This is a genomic window from Microbacterium sp. CFBP9034, assembly GCF_034045255.1.
Taxonomy (GTDB): Bacteria; Actinomycetota; Actinomycetes; order Actinomycetales; family Microbacteriaceae; genus Microbacterium.
The window spans coordinates 2,108,216-2,125,312 of sequence record NZ_JAXCWC010000001.1 but is presented as its reverse complement, the minus strand read 5'-3'; the positions used below and the strand labels follow the sequence as shown (position 1 = coordinate 2,125,312).

Sequence of the window (17,097 nt, the reverse complement as noted above, 5' to 3'; positions counted from 1 at the left end):
CTGCGGGTATGGCGTCACCGTTCCTGTACTTCGCCGATGACCGGCTGTCGCTCGCCGAGCTGACGGCCGCACGACTCGACGGCGATGTGGTCGAGCTCGGCGACGCCTACATCCCGGCCGACGCCGTCGAGACGCGTGCCCTGCGTGCCGGCTCCCTCACCGGCATCCTCGGTGAGACACTCGCGGCGACCCACCTGACGGCCGCCTGGATCCACGGGGCGCTTCCTGAACCCCCGGTGCGCCACACCGTTCAGCGGGCGGTCGACAGACGCCTCCACCGCGTGCCGGTCGGCCACCTCGTCTATCGCGATCTCGCCGTGCATCCGGCAGACCTCGAGCTGATCGGCGGCGTTCGGGTGACATCCGCCGTCCGCACTCTCGCGGACCTCGCCCGCGTCGGCGACGATGCCCATGCACGCGCGGCGCGCCTGCTGTCCGAAGATCGGGCGGGCCTGCGCGACGAGGCGATCGCCCGGCTGGAGCAGGCGTCACTCCCCCACAAGCGGGCCGCGATCGCGCTGCTGCGAGGGCTGGAGCGAGACGACGCTCAGGACGACGTGACGCGGTAGACGTCGTACACGGCATCGATGCGCCGGACCGCATTCAGCACGCGGTCGAGGTGCACGATGTCGCCCATCTCGAACACGAAGCGGCTGAGTGCCAGGCGGTCGCTGGATGTCGACACCGAGGCCGAAAGGATGTTCACGTGGTGCTCGCTCAGCACCCGTGTCACGTCGCTCAGCAGGCCCGAGCGGTCGAGTGCCTCCACCTGGATTTGCACGAGGAAGACGCTCTTGGTGGTCGGCGCCCACTCGACCTCGATCAGTCGCTCGGTGTCGTCCATCAGCGACTTGACATTGGTGCAGTCGGTGCGGTGGACCGAGACGCCGCTGCCGCGGGTCACGAAGCCCATGATCTGGTCGCCCGGCACGGGGGTGCAGCACTTGGCGAGCTTCACCAGGATGTCGGGTGCCCCGCGCACGAGGATTCCGGAGTCGCCGCCCCGCGGCTGACGGGGCTTTCCGAGACCGGGGAGCTCGATGGGGCCTGTGGTCGTGTCGTTCGCGCTGACGAGCGCCGTGACCTTCTCGATGACGGACTGCGTCGAGACGTGCCCCTCGCCCACCGCGGCGTATAGCGACGAGACGTCTTCATAGCGAAGCTGGTGTGCGACCTCGGTGAAGGAGTCCTGGCTCATCAGCCGCTGCAGCGGGAGGTTCTGTCGGCGCATCGCACGCGCGATGGCTTCCTTGCCCTGTTCGATGGCCTCCTCGCGGCGCTCCTTCGTGAACCAGCCGCGGATCTTGTTGCGGGCCCGCGTGCTCTTGACGAAGGTGAGCCAGTCCTGGCTGGGGCCGGCATCCGGATTCTTCGAGGTGAAGACCTCGACGACATCGCCGCTCTTCAACTCGGACTCCAGCGGAACGAGCCGGCCGTTGACCTTGGCACCCATGGTGCGGTGGCCCACCTCGGTGTGCACGGCGTAGCCGAAGTCGACGGGGGTCGCACCCGCCGGAAGCCCGATCACCCGGCCCTTGGGGGTGAAGACGTAGACCTCCTTGGCGCCGATCTCGAAGCGGAGCGAGTCGAGGAACTCGCCCGGGTCGGCGGTCTCGGCCTGCCAGTCGGAGATGTGCGCGAGCCACGCCATGTCAGTGTCGAGCGACTTGGCGTCGGGCTTGGCGCCGTTCATGCGCTCTTTGTACTTCCAGTGCGCCGCCACGCCGAATTCGGCCTGCTGGTGCATCTCGTTGGTGCGGATCTGGATCTCGACGGTCCGTCCGCCCGGTCCGATCACCGTCGTGTGCAGCGACTGGTACAGGTTGAACTTCGGCGTTGCGACGTAGTCCTTGAACCGGCCGGGCAGCGGCGTCCAGCGCGCATGGATCGCACCGAGCACGGCGTAGCAGTCACGGACGCTGCCGACCAGGATGCGGATGCCGATGAGGTCGTAGATGTCGTCGAACTCGCGGCCGCGCACCACCATCTTCTGGTAGACGGAGTAGAGCTGCTTGGGCCGGCCCATGACCCGCCCGCGGATGCGGAGCTCGCGCAGATCGGTGTCGACGGCGTCGATCACGTTCTGCACGTACTGCTCGCGCTGCGGTGTGCGCTGCTTCACGAGGCTTTCGATCTCGGCGTAGAGCTTGGGGTGCAGCACGGCGAACGAGAGGTCTTCGAGTTCGGACTTGATCGCCTGGATGCCGAGGCGATGGGCCAGCGGGGCGTAGATCTCGAGGGTCTCGGTCGCCTTCTTGCGCGCCTTCTCGGGCGGGACGAAGCCCCATGTGCGCGCGTTGTGCAGCCGGTCGGCGAGCTTGATCAGGAGCACCCGGATGTCGCGCGACATGGCGACGATCATCTTGCGGACCGTCTCGGCCTGGGCGCTTTCGCCGTACTTGACCTTGTCGAGCTTGGTGACGCCGTCGACGAGCATCGCCACTTCGTCGCCGAACTCCGCGGTCAGCGTGTCGAGCGCGTAGCCGGTGTCCTCGACGGTGTCGTGCAGCAGGGCCGCGGCGATGGCCTTCGGCCCGAGGCCGAGGTCGGCCAGGATCTGGGCGACGGCCAGCGGGTGGGTGATGTACGGCTCGCCGCTCTGCCGGGTCTGGCCCGAGTGAGCGGTGTCGGCGACGGCATAGGCGCGCTCGATGATCGAGAGGTCGCCTTTGGGGTGGTGCGTGCGCACCGTCCGCAGCAGCTGCTCGACGTCGTCACGACGGGCCGAGCGCGAGAAGATGCGCGGAACCAGGCGTCGGAGCGACGAAGTCTGCGCGGGGGGGACGGTCTCGGTCATCCGATCGCCTCCCCTCCGCTGGACCTCACAATCCTATGCCCGCGTGGGCGCGCCTCAGGCCGGGGTGCCCGCGAGCTCGCGGGCCGCAGTGACCCGCTCGTCGCGCGCCTTGATCGCCGGCTCATTCTCGCGCAGCAGCGAGTACAGCGGCGCCGCCACGAAGATCGTCGAGTACGCCGCCACGATCGTGCCCACGAAGATCGCGAGCGACAGGTCGGTGAGCGTCTGCGCGCCCTGCCAGAGCCAGCCGATGATCAGGATGGCGCCGGTCGGCAGGATCGCCACCACGGTGGTGTTGATCGACCGCACCAGCGTCTGGTTCACCGCGAGGTTCACCGACTCGCCGAACCTGCGGCCCGACACCTCGCCGTCCTCGCTCGTGTTCTCCCTGATCTTGTCGAACACGACCGTCGTGTCGTACAGCGCGTACGAGAGGATCGTGAGGAATCCGATGACGGCGGCGGGTGAGATCTCGAAGCCGAAGAGCGCGTAGACGCCCACGGTGATCACGAGCACGTCGACCAGGCCGATGATGGCGGAGACCGACATCTTCCAGGTGCGGAAGTAGAGCGCCAGGATCAGGAAGGTCAGGGCGAGGAAGATCGCGAGGCCCCACAGCGACTGGCGCGTGACGTCGGCTCCCCAGCTGGGCCCGATGAACGAGTAGCTCACCTCGGAGACCGGGACGTCGTACGCCTCGGCCAGTGCTTCGGAGACCTCGCGGCTCTCGGCATCCGTCATCTGCCCGGTCTGGACGCGGACGGCGTCGTCACCGAGGGTGACCACCTTCGTCGTCGCGTCAGGGACCACGGAGTGGACCGCGTCGGTGGCCAGCGTCTGGTCGGGGCTCTCGACGTTGTTCACGGTGAACTGCGACCCGCCGGTGAACTCGATCGAGAACTCGATGGGCCGGAACAGCGGCACCATGGCGGAGCCGATCACGAGGATCGCCGCGATGAGGAACCACAGGCGACGTCGTCCGATGAAGGGGAACGAGGTCTTGCCGGTGTAGAGGTCGTTGCCGAGTTGGCTCATGGAGCGCATCAGACGTCTCCCTCCTTGGCGTTCGTGCCGGGTTTCGAGGTGTCGGACGCGGCGCCGGTGAGCTCAGCCTGCTTGCGCTCTGCGATGGTCTGGCGTCGGACGGCCTCGCCGCGCGACTTGGTGGCGCGACGGCCCGCAGCCGTGGTCGAGGACACCGGAACCGGCTCGCGGAACTGCGCGCGCCCTCGGTAGACGGCGCCGAGCGCGGTGGGGTCGAGGCCCGAGAGCGGGTGACCGCTGCCGAAGAACCTGGTGCGCGCCAGCAGCTGCATCACCGGGTGGGTGAACAGGATGAAGATCAGCACGTCGATCGCGGTCGTGAGCCCGAGCGTGAATGCGAAGCCCTTCACCGTGGCGTCGGCCAGGATGTAGAGCACCACGGCGGCGAGGATGTTGATCGACTTCGAGATGTAGATCGTGCGCTTGGCGCGATCCCAGCCGTCCTCGACGGCGCTCGTGATCGACTTCCCGTCGCGCAGCTCGTCTCGGATGCGTTCGAAGTAGACGATGAACGAGTCGGCCGTGAAGCCGATCGTCACGATCAGACCCGCGACACCGGCCAGCGACAGGCGGAAGCCCATGCGCCAGGCGAGGATGCAGAGCGTCAGATAGGTGAGCACTCCCATGACGATGAGCGACGCGATGATCACGAAGCCCAGCGCCCGGTAGACGATCAGCGAGTACAGCGCGACGAGCAGCAGGCCGATGAGGCCGGCGATGAGGCCGATCTGCAGCTGCTGGGAGCCGAGCGTGGCGGAGATCGAGTTCGAGCTCTCGACGGTGAAGCTGAGCGGCAGTGCGCCGTACTTCAGCTGGTCGGCGAGGACCTTGGACGACTCCTGCGTGAAGCTGCCGGTGATGCTCGGGTCGCCGCCCAGGATGACCGCGTTCATCGACGGCGCCGAGAGCACGTACCCGTCGAGGACGAACGCGAACTGGTTCAGCGGCGGGTCGGCGCCGTACAGCCGCTGGCTGATCTCGCCGAAGGTCTTGGTGCCCTCTTCGTCGAAGCGCAGGTTGACCGCCCACTGGCTGTTCTGCTGCTGCAGACCGAAGGTCGCGTCATCGATGGACGAGCCGTCGAGCTCGACGGGGCCGAGGATGTACTTGGAGGTCCCGTCGGGGTCGCACGTGATGAGCGGCTGGTCGGCCGGCGCGCTGGCGGGGTCGTTCGTCGGGTTGGCGCAGTCGTACGCCAGGAACTCCGCCTGGAGCTTCGGCGTGATCCACGACTGGTCGCTGCCGTCCGTCGGCTCGGCCGTCGGAGTCGCCTGCAGCGTGGGGTCGGGCGTCGGGAACGGCGTCTCCTTGCCGTCATCGCCGACGAACGAGGTCACCGGCGAGCCCGTGTAGAGCACCGCGCGCAGCTGGAGCTGTGCGGAGGCCTCGATCCGGTTCCGGGTCTCCTCGTCGGCCTGACCCGGGATCTGGACGACGATCTGGTTGCCCGACTGGGTGGTGACGTCCGCCTCGCCGACACCGGAGGCGTCGACGCGCTGGCGGATGATCGTGACCGCCTGGTCCATCTGCTCCGTCGTCGGATCAGCGCCCTCGGAGGTCTGAGCCTCGAGCACGATCTGCGTGCCGCCCTGGAGGTCGAGCGCCAGCTCGGGCGTCCACGAGCTCTCTTTGAACACGTACACGCCGAGCGCGTTGATCCCGGCCAGGATGGCCGTGATCACGAGGAGACCGATCAGCGCGCGCCACGCATGCCGGACAGGGGTGGAAGTCGCCACGGATTCCGCTTTCTGGAGAAGCCCGAACGGGCAGGTCGGTCAGGCCTGGGGCTTGGTGCCGGGCTCGGTGCCCGGATCGACGGTGTCGCCCGTCGTGCGCGTGTCATCGACGACCGGGGAGATCTCCTCGACGACGACGACGTCGTCGGCCGGCGCGGTGGTCTCGGGGAGGTAGTCGTCCTCGGTCACCACGACGTCGTCGGTGGGGGCCACGACGCGCAGGATCGCCTGGCTGTGGACCTTGATCTCCACGCCGGGAGCCAGCTCCACGATCGCGGGCTGGTCGAGGTTGTCGGGGTCGTAAGAGACGATCGTGCCGTACAGGCCGCCCTGCAGCATCACCTCGGCACCGGGGACCGTCTGGCGCGCACGCTGCTCCTGCTCGAGCTTCTGCTTGGCCATCCGGCGGCGCGAGCTCCAGAACATGAAGACGAGGAGCACGACCAGCAGGATGATGAGGCCGTAGTTGGCAAAGAAGTCGCTCATGAAGAAGAGATGACCTTTCGGGTCAGGCGCGCACCAGGGCGGCGCTGCCTGTGAGAGGGGGGTGGGCGAAAGCCTTCAGTGATTATAGGTCATCGAATCGGAGCGCCGATTCTGCGGGGCGCGCGCCCAGGTGGGCGTACGCCTCCGGCGTCGCGATGCGCCCCCGCGGTGTGCGCCCCATGAAGCCGATGCGCACCAGGTACGGCTCCACCACCGACTCGATCGTCTCCGCCTCTTCGCCCACCGTCACTGCGAGCGTGCTCAGCCCGACGGGTCCGCCCCGGAACCGACGGACGACGGCGTCGAGCACCGCACGGTCGAGCCGGTCGAGGCCGATCGAGTCGACGTCGTAGAGGTCGAGTGCCGCGTCGACGATCGCGGTATCCGCCGCCTGTCCGTCGCCGTAGACGATGAGATAGTCCCGCACGCGGCGGAGCAGCCGGTTCGCGATGCGAGGCGTCCCCCGCGACCGGCGCGCGATCTCGGCTCGCGCGATCGGCGGCACCGATACTCCGAGCATGGCCGCGGACCGCTGGATGACCCGCTCCAGCTCCTCGGGCTCGTAGTACTCGAGGTGCGCCGTGAATCCGAAGCGATCACGGAGCGGGTTGGGAAGGAGTCCGGATCGCGTGGTGGCGCCGACAAGGGTGAAGGGGGCGAGATCGAGCGGGATGCTGGTGGCTCCGGCACCCTTGCCCACCATGATGTCGATGCGGAAGTCCTCCATCGCGAGATAGAGCATCTCTTCCGCCGACCGTGCCATGCGGTGGATCTCGTCGATGAAGAGCACCTCGCCCGGGGTGAGGCTCGACAGGAGTGCGGCGAGATCCCCCGCGTGCTGGATCGCGGGACCGCTCGAGAGCCGCAGCGGCCGGCCGCTCTCGTAGGCGACGATCATCGCAAGGGTGGTCTTGCCGAGGCCCGGAGGACCGGACAGCAGGATGTGGTCCGGCGGGCGCTGCTGGATGCGGGCGGCGTCGAGCAGCAGCTGCAGCTGCCCGCGCACCTTGTGCTGTCCGACGAACTCCGCCAGCGACGTCGGCCGCAGGGCGCCTTCGATCGCGAGCTCCGTCTCGTCGACGGGCTCGTCCGCGTCTCGGACCTCATCCACCGACGGTCTCCTTCCGCGCCGGGCCGAGCACCGACAGCGTCAGCCGCAGGAGCGCCGGCACAGAGGTCCGTTCGGACTCGGCGGCATCGCCTGCCACCGCCTCGACCGCCTCGGACGCGATCCGCTCGGACCACCCCAGACCGATGAGAGCCTGGACGACCTGCGCGGGCACGGCGGTCGCGGCATCCGTTCGCCCCGGCGCGGAGGCGCGGGTCGCCACGATCTTGCCCGCGAGCTGCAGGACGATCAGCTTGGCCGTCTTGGGACCGATGCCGGAGACGCGACGGAAGGGTGCGTCGTCGTCGGCGCCCACGGCGTCGGCGATCTGGGGAACGGTGAGGGTCGCGAGCACGCCCAGCGCGGATTTCGGCCCCACACCGGTCACTCCGAGGAGCTGGGTGAAGACGACGAGCTCGTCCCGCTCCTCGAACCCGAACAGCGAGAGGGCGTCCTCCCGGACGATCAGGGCGGTGTGGAGCATCAGGGCCTCGCCGAGGTGCGCCGAACGGGCGACCTGAGGGGTGACGGCGACATGGAGTCCGACTCCCCCGACCTCGACGACCACCGCATCCTGCTCGATGTGCACGACGGTGCCACGGACTGACGAGATCATGGTCCGAGCCTACGGCGGCGTTCGGACGTTTGTTCGAGCGACACGCTCAGCGCGCGGCCTATCAGCGCCGCGAGAGCCGCTCGGCGTCGGCCCACGCCCGCTGAGCGGGCGTGAGAGGACCGGATGGCGCGGACGCCGCCCCGCCGCGCCAGGCGTGGCAGAGGGCGAGGGCCAGCGCGTCGGCGGCGTCGGCCGGCTGCGGCAGCGCGTCCAGGCGCAGCACGCGTGCCACCATCGTCTGCACCTGGAGCTTGTCGGCGGAGCCGTAGCCCGTCACGGCCGCCTTCACCTCGGACGGCGTGTGGGTGGCAGCGGGAAGCCCGCGCTCCCCCGCGACCAGCAGCGCGATGCCGCTGGCCTGCGCGGTGCCCATGACCGTGTGGCGGTTGTGCTGCGCGAACACCCGCTCCACAGCGACGACCGCCGGGCCGTGCTCGTCGATCACCGCACGCAGTCCCGCGGCGATGACCGCGAGTCGCTCTTCGATGGGGGCACCTGGGTCGGACCGCACGACGCCCACGTGCACCAGCCGTGCCGAGCGGTCCGGTGCCACGTCGACCACGCCCACACCGCAGCGGGTGAGCCCGGGGTCGATGCCCAGGACTCGGAGCGCGCCGCGCGCAGGTGGGGGTGTCACGACTCCACGCTAGGCGAGCATCACGGCGACCCGACCCAGGCGCGCCACGTCGGACCCGGCGCTACTCGTCCTCTTCGAGCTGCGCCTGCACGTCGGCGCTGAGGTCGAAGTTGCTGAAGACGTTCTGCACATCGTCGCTGTCCTCGAGCGAATCGATGAGGCGGAAGATCTTGCGCGCCGTGTCGACGTCGATCTCGACCTTGAGGTTGGGCACGAACTCCACATCGGCCGACTCGTAGTCGATGCCGGCGTCCTGAAGCGCGGTGCGGACGGTCACGAGGTCGGACGCCTCGGTCACCACCTCGAACCCTTGCGGGTGCGGCTCGATCTCCTCGGCGCCCGCCTCGAGCACGGCAAGCATCACGTCGTCCTCGGTGGTGCCCTCGCCGGAGACGATGATGACGCCCTTGCGCGAGAAGTTGTAGGCGACGCTGCCGGGATCGGCCAGGGTGCCTCCGTTGCGGCTGAGGGCCGTGCGCACCTCGGCGGCCGCGCGGTTCTTGTTGTCGGTCAGGCACTCGATCATGAGCGCCACGCCGTTCGGGCCGTAGCCTTCGTACACGATCGAGGTGTACTCGACGGCTTCGCCGCCGATCCCGGCGCCGCGCTTGATGGCGCGGTCGATGTTGTCGTTGGGGACCGAGGTCTTCTTCGCCTTCTGCACGGCGTCGTACAGAGTGGGGTTGCCCGAGAGGTCGGCGCCGCCGAGCTTGGCGGCCACTTCGATGTTCTTGATGAGCTTGGCGAACGACTTGGCGCGGCGGCTGTCGATGACGGCCTTCTTATGCTTCGTCGTCGCCCACTTGGAATGCCCGGACATGGTCCTCCTGAATAGCTCGTCGGCGCTTCGTCCGCCGGCTGACCATTCTAAACCTGACCCGGACGTGTGCCGCGGCCCGAACCGGGTGGCGGCTCAGCCGAGGATCTTGCGCAGCGTGCGCAGATTGCGGTTCGTCGTGCGGGGCTTGTACGTCGTCTTGCCGAGGAGCTTTCCGAAGGGAGTATCGACGGTGGTGCCCTTCACCGGACTCCAGTAGACGACACCAGGGCCGGCCGCGACCGGGTCGGCGTCGGCATCCATCCCCTCTGCAGCCGTCGTGAGCTCGTCACGGGTGGCGGAGTCGACGCAGAAGACCACCCACGGCTGTCGCGCGGCATCCGTCTCGTCGAACGGGAACGCGTCCGCCGCGGCCGCGAGCTCGTCGGCGGTCACCAGCACGATCCACGCGTCGTAGCCGAACCGGTCCCTCAGTGCCTGCTCGATCCGCGCCTTGAGCTTCGCCCGAGCGGATGCCGCGGCTTCCGCTTCGAAGACGACATTGCCGCTCGCCAGCACCGTGCGCACCGCGGCGAAGCCGAGACCGGTGAAGAGCTCGGCGAGGTCGGCGCTGCGGATCGTGATCCCGCCCACGTTCACGCCGCGCAAGAGCGCCACCCAGGCCGTCATCGGCTCAGAGGGCGAACTCGAACCCGAAGCGCGACGAGAGCAGCGCCACCAGGTTGCGCGGAACCTTTGTCAGGTACGCCGGCGCGGGCGCCAGCGTGTCGGGCGAGCCGATGAACGGGAAGTACACCGGGCCGTCCGTCAGTGCCTCGACCTGGTCGCGCACCGCGACGATCTCGCCGCCGACCCGGCGCAGTCCTGTCAGGGTGATCGGGCTGGCGAGGCGCAGGGTGTCGCTCACGGGCATGCGCCAGTGCGGGAGGTCGTCGCCGCGGCGCGCCCGAGTCTCCTCGCCGAGCGGACCGAGGACGCGGCCCCATGCGGCGATGCCCGGAACCGGCAGCGTGCGGTCCCAGACGAAGAGCGTGTCACCGGGCTCGGTGAAGCCGACCAGCTCATGCGACCATTCGAATCGGCGATCGTCCGACGACTTGGGCGCGGACAGGGCGTCGCCCACGATCCCCTTCGACGGCGCGATCATCCAGTAACGCTCCTCGGGATGGTCGTTCCACCAGTCGTTGATCGTCATGGATGAGAATCTAACCGCTCGCGCGCCGGCCGTCAGCGTGAACGCACGGTGTCGAGGAACAGGCGGTGGAATCGGTGCTCACCCGTGACCTCCGGGTGGAAGGCGGTGGCGAGCAGGGCGCCCTGCCGCACGGCCACGATCCGGCCGTCGTCGAGCTGCGCCAGCCGCTCCACGCCGTCGCCGGCGGATTCGACGAGCGGGGCCCTGATGAACACGGCGTGGACGGGCTCGTCGCCGAGCACAGGGACATCCAGATCGACCTCGAACGAATCCGCCTGGCTGCCGAAGGCGTTCCGTCGGACCGTCACGTCGAGGCCGCCGAAGGTCTGCTGGCCCTCGATGCCGTCGGTGATGCGATCGGCGAGGAGGATCATCCCGGCGCAGGTCCCGTACACGGGCAGGCCCGCCGCGACGGCGTCGCGCACCGGCCCGCGCATGCCGAACGCGCGCGACAGCTTGTCGATCACGCTGGACTCGCCGCCCGGGATGACGAGACCGTCTACCTGCTCGAGCTCGCTCGGACGCCGCACGAGCGCCACGTCGGCGCCGAGCTCGGTCAGCACGCGGGCGTGCTCACGGACGTCGCCCTGCAGAGCGAGGACGCCGACGTGGGGACGGGGGTTCGACACGTGGCGGTCGGACTACCAGCCGCGCTCGGCGAGGCGGTGCGGGGCGGGAAGGTCGGAGACGTTGATGCCCACCATGGCCTCGCCGAGACCCCGCGAGGCCTCCGCGACGACCTTGGCGTCGTCGAAGAAGGTCGTCGCCTTGACGATCGCCGCGGCGCGCTCGGCCGGGTTGCCCGACTTGAAGATGCCCGAGCCGACGAACACTCCGTCGGCGCCGAGCTGCATCATCATCGCGGCGTCGGCAGGCGTGGCCACACCGCCGGCGACGAACAGCACCACGGGAAGCGCTCCGGTCTCGGCGATCTCGGCCACGAGGTCGTACGGCGCCTGCAGCTCCTTCGCGGCGACGTAGAGCTCGTCCTTGGTCATCGAGCGCAGGACGTTGATCTCGCTCTTGATCTTGCGGATGTGCTTGGTGGCCTCGGACACGTCGCCGGTGCCGGCCTCGCCCTTCGAGCGGATCATCGCGGCACCCTCGTTGATGCGGCGGAGCGCCTCACCGAGGTTCGTCGCGCCGCAGACGAAGGGAACCGTGAAGCCCCACTTGTCGATGTGGTTGACGTAGTCGGCCGGCGAGAGCACCTCGGACTCGTCGATGTAGTCGACGCCGAGCTCCTGCAGCACCTGGGCTTCGACGAAGTGGCCGATGCGGGCCTTCGCCATGACCGGGATGGAGACGGCCTCGATGATGCCGTCGATCATGTCGGGGTCGCTCATACGCGAGACGCCGCCCTGCGCGCGGATGTCCGCGGGCACGCGTTCGAGCGCCATGACGGCGACGGCGCCGGCGTCCTCGGCGATCTTGGCCTGCTCGACGGTGACGACGTCCATGATGACGCCGCCCTTCAGCATTTCGGCGAGACCGCGCTTGACGCGGCTGGACCCGGTGGCGACTGTGGTCACGGGGGGCTTCCTTCGGGGGAACGCGCGTGCTGCGCGGGGCGGATCGAGCCAATGCCAGCCATTGACCTATGCCAAAAGATAGCATGGACCGCGATCAGTGATCAGGCGAGCAGAGACGGTGACCATGAACCTCGAGATCAGCGGGCGATCGGCCTCGGAGATCGCCGACAGCCTGCGGGGGCTGCTGCAGCGAGGGGCACTCCGCCCCGGTGATGCGCTCCCCCCAGTACGCGTGCTCGCGGACAGCCTCGGCGTCAATCGCAACACCGTGGTCGCCGCCTACCGGCAGCTCGCGCAGGCCGGCGTGATCGTCACCAGCGGCCGCGGCGGGACGCACGTCGCCGACCTCTCCCGCGTCGCCCAGGAGGGCTTCGCGGCCGACAGCGTGCTGCGCGACGTGGGCACGGGCAACCCGGATCCCGATCTCATCCCCGACCCCTCGCGCGCGCTGGCCGGCATGGCCGGGCGCCCGGTGCTCTACGGCGAGCCGGTCATCGATCCCGATCTCGAGCGTTGGGCGCGTGCATGGATGAGCGACGGCCTGGCGCCCGCGGAATCCGCTCGCCTCACCATCACGAGCGGCGCGGCCGATGCGGTCGAGCGTCTGCTCGCCCAGGCGCTCACCCGCGACGATGCCGTCGCCCTCGAGGACCCCTGCTTCCTCACCAGCATCCACACGGTGCGTCTCGGCGGCTACCGCCCCGTCGCCGTGCCCGTCGACGACGAGGGCATGACGGTCGCCGGACTGCGGGACGCGCTCGAGCAGGGCGTGCGGGCGGTGATCTGCACCCCCCGCGCGCAGAACCCCACCGGCGCCAGCCTGTCAGAGCGCCGCGCGGGCGAGCTGCGCGCGCTGCTGAGCGAGCACCCCTACGTCCTCGTGATCGAGGACGACCACTTCTCGATGCTCTCGCGCCGGCCCTTCCACTCGCTCATCGGCGCCGAGCACCGGCGCTGGGCCCTGATCAGGTCCGTGTCGAAGTTCCTCGGGCCCGACATGTGCCTGGCCGTGACGGCCTCCGACCCCGAGACCGCCGAGCGCCTCGCCATGCGGCTGACCCCCGGCACGACGTGGGTGAGCCACCTGCTGCAGCGGCTCACGCACGCACTCGTGACCGACCCCGAGGTCGGCGCGGCGATCGAGACCGCCGGCGCGCACTACGCGGAGCGCAACGAAGCCTTCGCGCGTCGCCTGACCTCGCACGGCGTGGATACCGCCGTCGGCGACGGCCTCAACCTGTGGGTGCCGCTCCCGGTCCCGGCGCGCCCGGTGTCCGAGCAGCTGATGCGGCGCGGGTGGCTCGCCCGCAGCGGCGACGACTTCGCGCTCGCAGACGGCACCCCGCCGCACCGCCTGCGCCTCACGGTCCACCAGCTCGACGACGCCGACGCCGAGCAGCTGGCGGCCGACATCGGGGGCGCCGTCCGGGCGGTACGGGACCGGACGCCGTTCGCCGAGGTGGGATGATCGAGCGGTGAAGATCCTGTCGATCCAGTCGGCCGTCGCCTACGGGCACGTCGGCAACTCCGCAGCCGTGTTCCCCCTCCAGCGCATCGGCGTCGAGGTGCTTCCGGTCTACACCGTGAACTTCTCGAACCACACCGGGTACGGAGCGTGGCGCGGTCCGCTCATCAGCCCCGACGACGTGCGAGACGTGATCCTCGGGATCGAGGAGCGCGGGGCGTTCCCCGGGATCGATGTGGTGCTGTCGGGCTACCAGGGAGGCGAGGGCATCGCCGACGTGATCCTCGACGCGGTCGCCCGCATCAAGGCCGTCAACCCGGACGCCGTCTACTCGTGCGATCCGGTCATGGGCAATGCCGCGTCCGGCTGCTTCGTCGCTCCGGCGATCCCGATCCTGCTGCGCGATCGCGTGGTCCCGGCGGCCGACATCATCACGCCGAACCAGTTCGAGCTGGGATTCCTCACCGGCACCGAGCCCGACACCCTGGAGTCGACACTGGCCTCGGTCGAGCTGATCCGCGCGACGGGTCCGCGCACGGTGCTCGTCACGAGCGTCGAGCGGCCGGACCGGCCCGAGGAGACCATCGAGATGCTCGCGGTCGACGATCAGGGCGCCTGGATCGTGCGGACGCCGCGGATCCCGATGAAGGCGAACGGCTCGGGCGACGTGACCGCCGCCCTGTTCACCGCGCACTACCGCCGCACCGGCGATGCGGCCGATGCCCTCGCGCGCACCACCTCGAGCGTGTTCGACCTGCTCGAGCGCACCCACGCCTCGGGCGAACGCGAGCTTCAGCTCGTCGAGTCGCAGGAGGCCTACGCCCATCCGCGTCTGCAGTTCGAGGTCACCCGCGTCGTGTGAGAGGACGGATGCCCCGTCCCGCGCGGACCGCGGCGGTGTGTCGTCAGGTGGGCCAGGCGTCGGCGACGGCACGTCGCACGTCACCGAGCAGCTGCGGCAGCGCCTTGGTCTTGGCGATGATCGGGAAGAAGTTCGCGTCGGACGCCCACCGCGGAACGATGTGCTGGTGCAGGTGCTCGTCGACGCCTGCGCCCGCCACGGCCCCCTGATTCATCCCGATGTTGAAGCCGTCGCACCGCGAGACCGTCCGCAGCACGCGCATGCCCTGCTGCGTGAGGGCGCCGATCTCGGCGACCTCCTCCTCGGTCGCCTGGTCGTACGTCGCGATGTGCCGGTACGGGCAGACCAGCAGGTGCCCGGAGTTGTACGGGAACAGGTTCAGCAGTACATAGGCGGTGCGGCCCCGCGCGACGATCAGCCCGTCCTCGTCCGACTTGTCGGGCGCGGCGCAGAAGGGGCACACCGCGCGCAGCGGGTCCGGTCCCGCCTGGATGTACGCCATCCGGTGCGGCGTCCACAGCCGCTGGAACTCGTCCGGCACGCCGGCGAAGGCAGCGGCGTCCTCCAGTCCCGCGACGTCGGCGGGCGAAGTCTCGGCGTGCGCCGCACCGCCCGCCGACGTCGCGTCACTCACGCGAAGTCCTCCGCCGTGTTCACCAGGGCGTGGGAGGCGATCGACTCATGGATGCGGCGCACCGCGTCGGCGATCGGCACGCCGTTCTCCTGCGATCCGTCGCGGAAGCGGAACGACACCGTGCCGCCGGCACGGTCCTGCTCCCCCGCGATCAGCATGAGCGGCACCTTCTGGGTGGTGTGCGTGCGGATCTTCTTCTGCATGCGGTCGTCGCTGTGGTCGAGCTCGGCCCGCACGCCGTCGGCGGCGAGCTGCGCGACGACCTCGGAGAGATAGTCCGCGTACTCCTCGGCGACCGGGATGCCGACGACCTGGACGGGAGCCAGCCACACCGGGAATGCGCCCGCGTAGTGCTCGAGCAGGATGGCGAAGAACCGCTCGATCGAGCCGAAGAGCGCACGATGGATCATGATCGGCCGCTTCTTCTGGCCGTCGCGATCGGTGTACTCGAGCTCGAACCGCTCGGGCAGGTTCGGGTCGACCTGCACGGTGGAGAGCTGCCAGATCCGGCCGATCGCATCCTTCGTCTTGAGGTCGATCTTGGGGCCGTAGAACGCGGCCTCGCCCGGAACCTCGGTGAGCTTGAGTCCGCTGGCGAGGGCGACGTTGCGGAGGGCATTCGTCGAGTACTCCCAGAACTCGTCGGTGCCGATCCACTTCGACTTCTCGTCGTCGCGCATGGAGAGTTCGAGCTCGAACTCGCTCAGCCCGAAGTCGCGGAGCATCGAGATGACGAAGTCGAGGACCTTCGTGGTCTCGGCCTCCAGCTGCTCGGGGGTGACGAACAGGTGCGAGTCATCCTGGGTGAAGCCGCGCACACGGGTCAGGCCGTGCAGTGCCCCGGAGAGCTCGTTGCGGTAGACGGTGCCGTTCTCAGCCAGCCTCATGGGAAGGTCGCGGTAGCTCCGAGCACGCTCCTTGAAGATGAGGATGTGCATCGGACAGTTCATCGGCTTCAGGTAGTAGTCGATGCCGGCCTTGGTGATCTCGCCGTGCTCGTCGCGCTCCTCGTCGAGGTGGATCGGAGGGAACATGCCCTCCTTGTACGTCACGAGGTGGTTCGACTGCAGGAACAGGTCCTGCTTCGAGATGTGAGGCGTGTAGACGTAGGTGTATCCGGCGGCGCGGTGCCGGCGCAGCGCGTGCTGCTCCATCTCCTGGCGGATGATGCCGCCGCGGGGGTGCCACACCGAGAGGCCTGAGCCGATCTCGTCGGGGAACGAGAAGAGGTCGAGCTCCTTGCCCAGTTTGCGGTGGTCGCGCTTCGCCGCCTCCTCGAGACGCTGCTGGTACGCGCGCAGCTCGTCCTTGGTCGGCCACGCCGTCCCGTAGATGCGCTGCAGCTGCGGGTTCTTCTCGCTGCCCCGCCAGTACGCGCCGGCGATCCGCTGCAGTGCCCAGCCGTTGCCGATCATGCGGGTGCTGGGCAGGTGCGGTCCGCGGCAGAGGTCCTTCCAGACCGTCTGGCCATCGCGATCGACGTTGTCGTAGATCGTCAGCTCGCCGGCGCCGACCTCGACGGACGCACCCTCGGCCGCCTCTTTGGAGCCGCCCTTGAGTCCGATCAGCTCGAGCTTGAAGGGCTCGTCGACGAGCTCGACGCGTGCCTCTTCGTCGGTGACGACCCGACGGACGAACCGCTGGCCCTCGCGGACGATGCGCTGCATCTCCTTGTCGATCGCCTTGACGTCCTCGGGCGTGAACGGATGCTCGACCCCGAAGTCGTAGTAGAAGCCGTCCGTGATCGGCGGGCCGATGCCCAGGTTGGCCTGCGGGTTGATGCGCTGCACCGCCTGCGCCAGCACGTGCGCCGCAGAATGGCGCAGGATGCCGAGGCCGTCGGGGCTGTCGATCGTGACGGGCTCGACGGCATCCGTCTCCTCCACGCGCGTCGCGAGGTCTTTCAGCTCGCCGTTGACACGGAGGGCGACCACGGAGCGGTCGGGGAAGAGGGCGAACCCGTCAGCGGGATATGGCACGGCGTCAGTCACGGAAACTCTCCTGGAAGTGGCTCGGATCAAGGCTACTCAGCTTCGGACGAGCGACCCGTCCTGCCCGCTCAGGCGCCGAGCGTTCGCGTTCCGGGCCGCACGGCCGGAGCCGCGATCACCGACCCGACGAGTTCCATGCGTCCGAGTCTATCCAGACGCGCGCTCGGCGGCCGGGCGGGGCTCGACGGATTCGCGCCTCCCGCGTAGCGTCGGCAC

17 protein-coding genes are annotated in these 17,097 nt (G+C 69.2%); 3 read left to right on the top strand and 14 right to left on the bottom strand.

Translation table 11 applies throughout. The features are described from left to right. Window positions 1-8 precede the first annotated feature (8 nt). Entirely contained in the window at window positions 9-569 is a 561-nt protein-coding gene (locus SOM19_RS09755) for a type IV toxin-antitoxin system AbiEi family antitoxin (RefSeq protein ID WP_320486319.1), read from the top strand. On the opposite strand, the gene SOM19_RS09750 is transcribed toward SOM19_RS09755, so the two are convergent. From SOM19_RS09750 to pdxS, 12 genes are all read right to left on the bottom strand, one after another. Next, complete coding sequence (locus SOM19_RS09750) at window positions 548-2,797, bottom strand: RelA/SpoT family protein (protein ID WP_320486318.1); 2,250 nt, start codon at window positions 2,795-2,797, stop codon at window positions 548-550. The genes SOM19_RS09755 and SOM19_RS09750 overlap by 22 nt on opposite strands. A gap of 54 nt (window positions 2,798-2,851) precedes the next feature. Beyond that, on the bottom strand, window positions 2,852-3,841 hold the full coding sequence (secF, locus tag SOM19_RS09745; protein WP_320486317.1) for a protein translocase subunit SecF: 990 nt from the start codon (window positions 3,839-3,841) through the stop codon (window positions 2,852-2,854). Further along, window positions 3,841-5,577 (bottom strand): protein translocase subunit SecD, encoded by a 1,737-nt coding sequence (gene secD / locus SOM19_RS09740; RefSeq protein WP_320486316.1) that lies wholly within the window; start codon window positions 5,575-5,577, stop codon window positions 3,841-3,843. Before secD ends, secF begins: the two co-directional genes overlap by 1 nt. Window positions 5,578-5,616: 39 nt before the next feature. Next, window positions 5,617-6,063 carry a preprotein translocase subunit YajC gene (locus tag SOM19_RS09735; RefSeq protein ID WP_320486315.1) on the bottom strand — a complete coding sequence of 149 codons (447 nt, stop codon included), beginning with the start codon at window positions 6,061-6,063 and terminating at the stop codon, window positions 5,617-5,619. An 82-nt stretch (window positions 6,064-6,145) separates the two neighbouring features. Next, a complete protein-coding gene (ruvB, locus tag SOM19_RS09730; RefSeq protein WP_320486314.1) occupies window positions 6,146-7,174 on the bottom strand; it encodes a Holliday junction branch migration DNA helicase RuvB in 1,029 nt (342 codons plus the stop codon). Beyond that, entirely contained in the window at window positions 7,167-7,787 is a 621-nt protein-coding gene (ruvA, locus tag SOM19_RS09725; protein ID WP_320486313.1) for a Holliday junction branch migration protein RuvA, read from the bottom strand. Before ruvA ends, ruvB begins: the two co-directional genes overlap by 8 nt. A gap of 61 nt (window positions 7,788-7,848) precedes the next feature. Further along, window positions 7,849-8,424, bottom strand: a complete 576-nt coding sequence (gene ruvC / locus SOM19_RS09720) for a crossover junction endodeoxyribonuclease RuvC (protein ID WP_320486312.1) — start codon at window positions 8,422-8,424, stop codon at window positions 7,849-7,851. Between the two features lie 61 nt (window positions 8,425-8,485). Continuing rightward, entirely contained in the window at window positions 8,486-9,244 is a 759-nt protein-coding gene (locus SOM19_RS09715) for a YebC/PmpR family DNA-binding transcriptional regulator (protein WP_320486311.1), read from the bottom strand. A 93-nt stretch (window positions 9,245-9,337) separates the two neighbouring features. Beyond that, window positions 9,338-9,871 carry a DUF1697 domain-containing protein gene (locus SOM19_RS09710; protein ID WP_320486310.1) on the bottom strand — a complete coding sequence of 178 codons (534 nt, stop codon included), beginning with the start codon at window positions 9,869-9,871 and terminating at the stop codon, window positions 9,338-9,340. 4 nt (window positions 9,872-9,875) lie between these two features. Beyond that, on the bottom strand, window positions 9,876-10,397 hold the full coding sequence (locus SOM19_RS09705) for a hypothetical protein (protein WP_320486309.1): 522 nt from the start codon (window positions 10,395-10,397) through the stop codon (window positions 9,876-9,878). Between the two features lie 32 nt (window positions 10,398-10,429). Then, complete coding sequence (gene pdxT, locus SOM19_RS09700) at window positions 10,430-11,026, bottom strand: pyridoxal 5'-phosphate synthase glutaminase subunit PdxT (protein WP_320486308.1); 597 nt, start codon at window positions 11,024-11,026, stop codon at window positions 10,430-10,432. Window positions 11,027-11,038: 12 nt separating this feature from the next. Then, window positions 11,039-11,929, bottom strand: coding sequence for a pyridoxal 5'-phosphate synthase lyase subunit PdxS (pdxS, locus tag SOM19_RS09695; RefSeq protein WP_320486307.1), 891 nt, complete (start codon window positions 11,927-11,929; stop codon window positions 11,039-11,041). A 124-nt stretch (window positions 11,930-12,053) separates the two neighbouring features. Here pdxS and SOM19_RS09690 point away from each other — a divergent pair, with 124 nt between their 5' ends. Further along, a complete protein-coding gene (locus SOM19_RS09690; protein ID WP_320486306.1) occupies window positions 12,054-13,397 on the top strand; it encodes an aminotransferase class I/II-fold pyridoxal phosphate-dependent enzyme in 1,344 nt (447 codons plus the stop codon). Between the two features lie 7 nt (window positions 13,398-13,404). Further along, on the top strand, window positions 13,405-14,256 hold the full coding sequence (pdxY, locus tag SOM19_RS09685; protein ID WP_320486305.1) for a pyridoxal kinase PdxY: 852 nt from the start codon (window positions 13,405-13,407) through the stop codon (window positions 14,254-14,256). 43 nt (window positions 14,257-14,299) lie between these two features. Here the strand turns inward: pdxY and SOM19_RS09680 are convergent, their stop codons facing one another. Continuing rightward, entirely contained in the window at window positions 14,300-14,824 is a 525-nt protein-coding gene (locus SOM19_RS09680) for an HIT family protein (RefSeq protein WP_320486706.1), read from the bottom strand. A gap of 62 nt (window positions 14,825-14,886) precedes the next feature. After that, window positions 14,887-16,881 carry a threonine--tRNA ligase gene (gene thrS / locus SOM19_RS09675; RefSeq protein ID WP_320486304.1) on the bottom strand — a complete coding sequence of 665 codons (1,995 nt, stop codon included), beginning with the start codon at window positions 16,879-16,881 and terminating at the stop codon, window positions 14,887-14,889. Window positions 16,882-17,097: the final 216 nt, after the last annotated feature.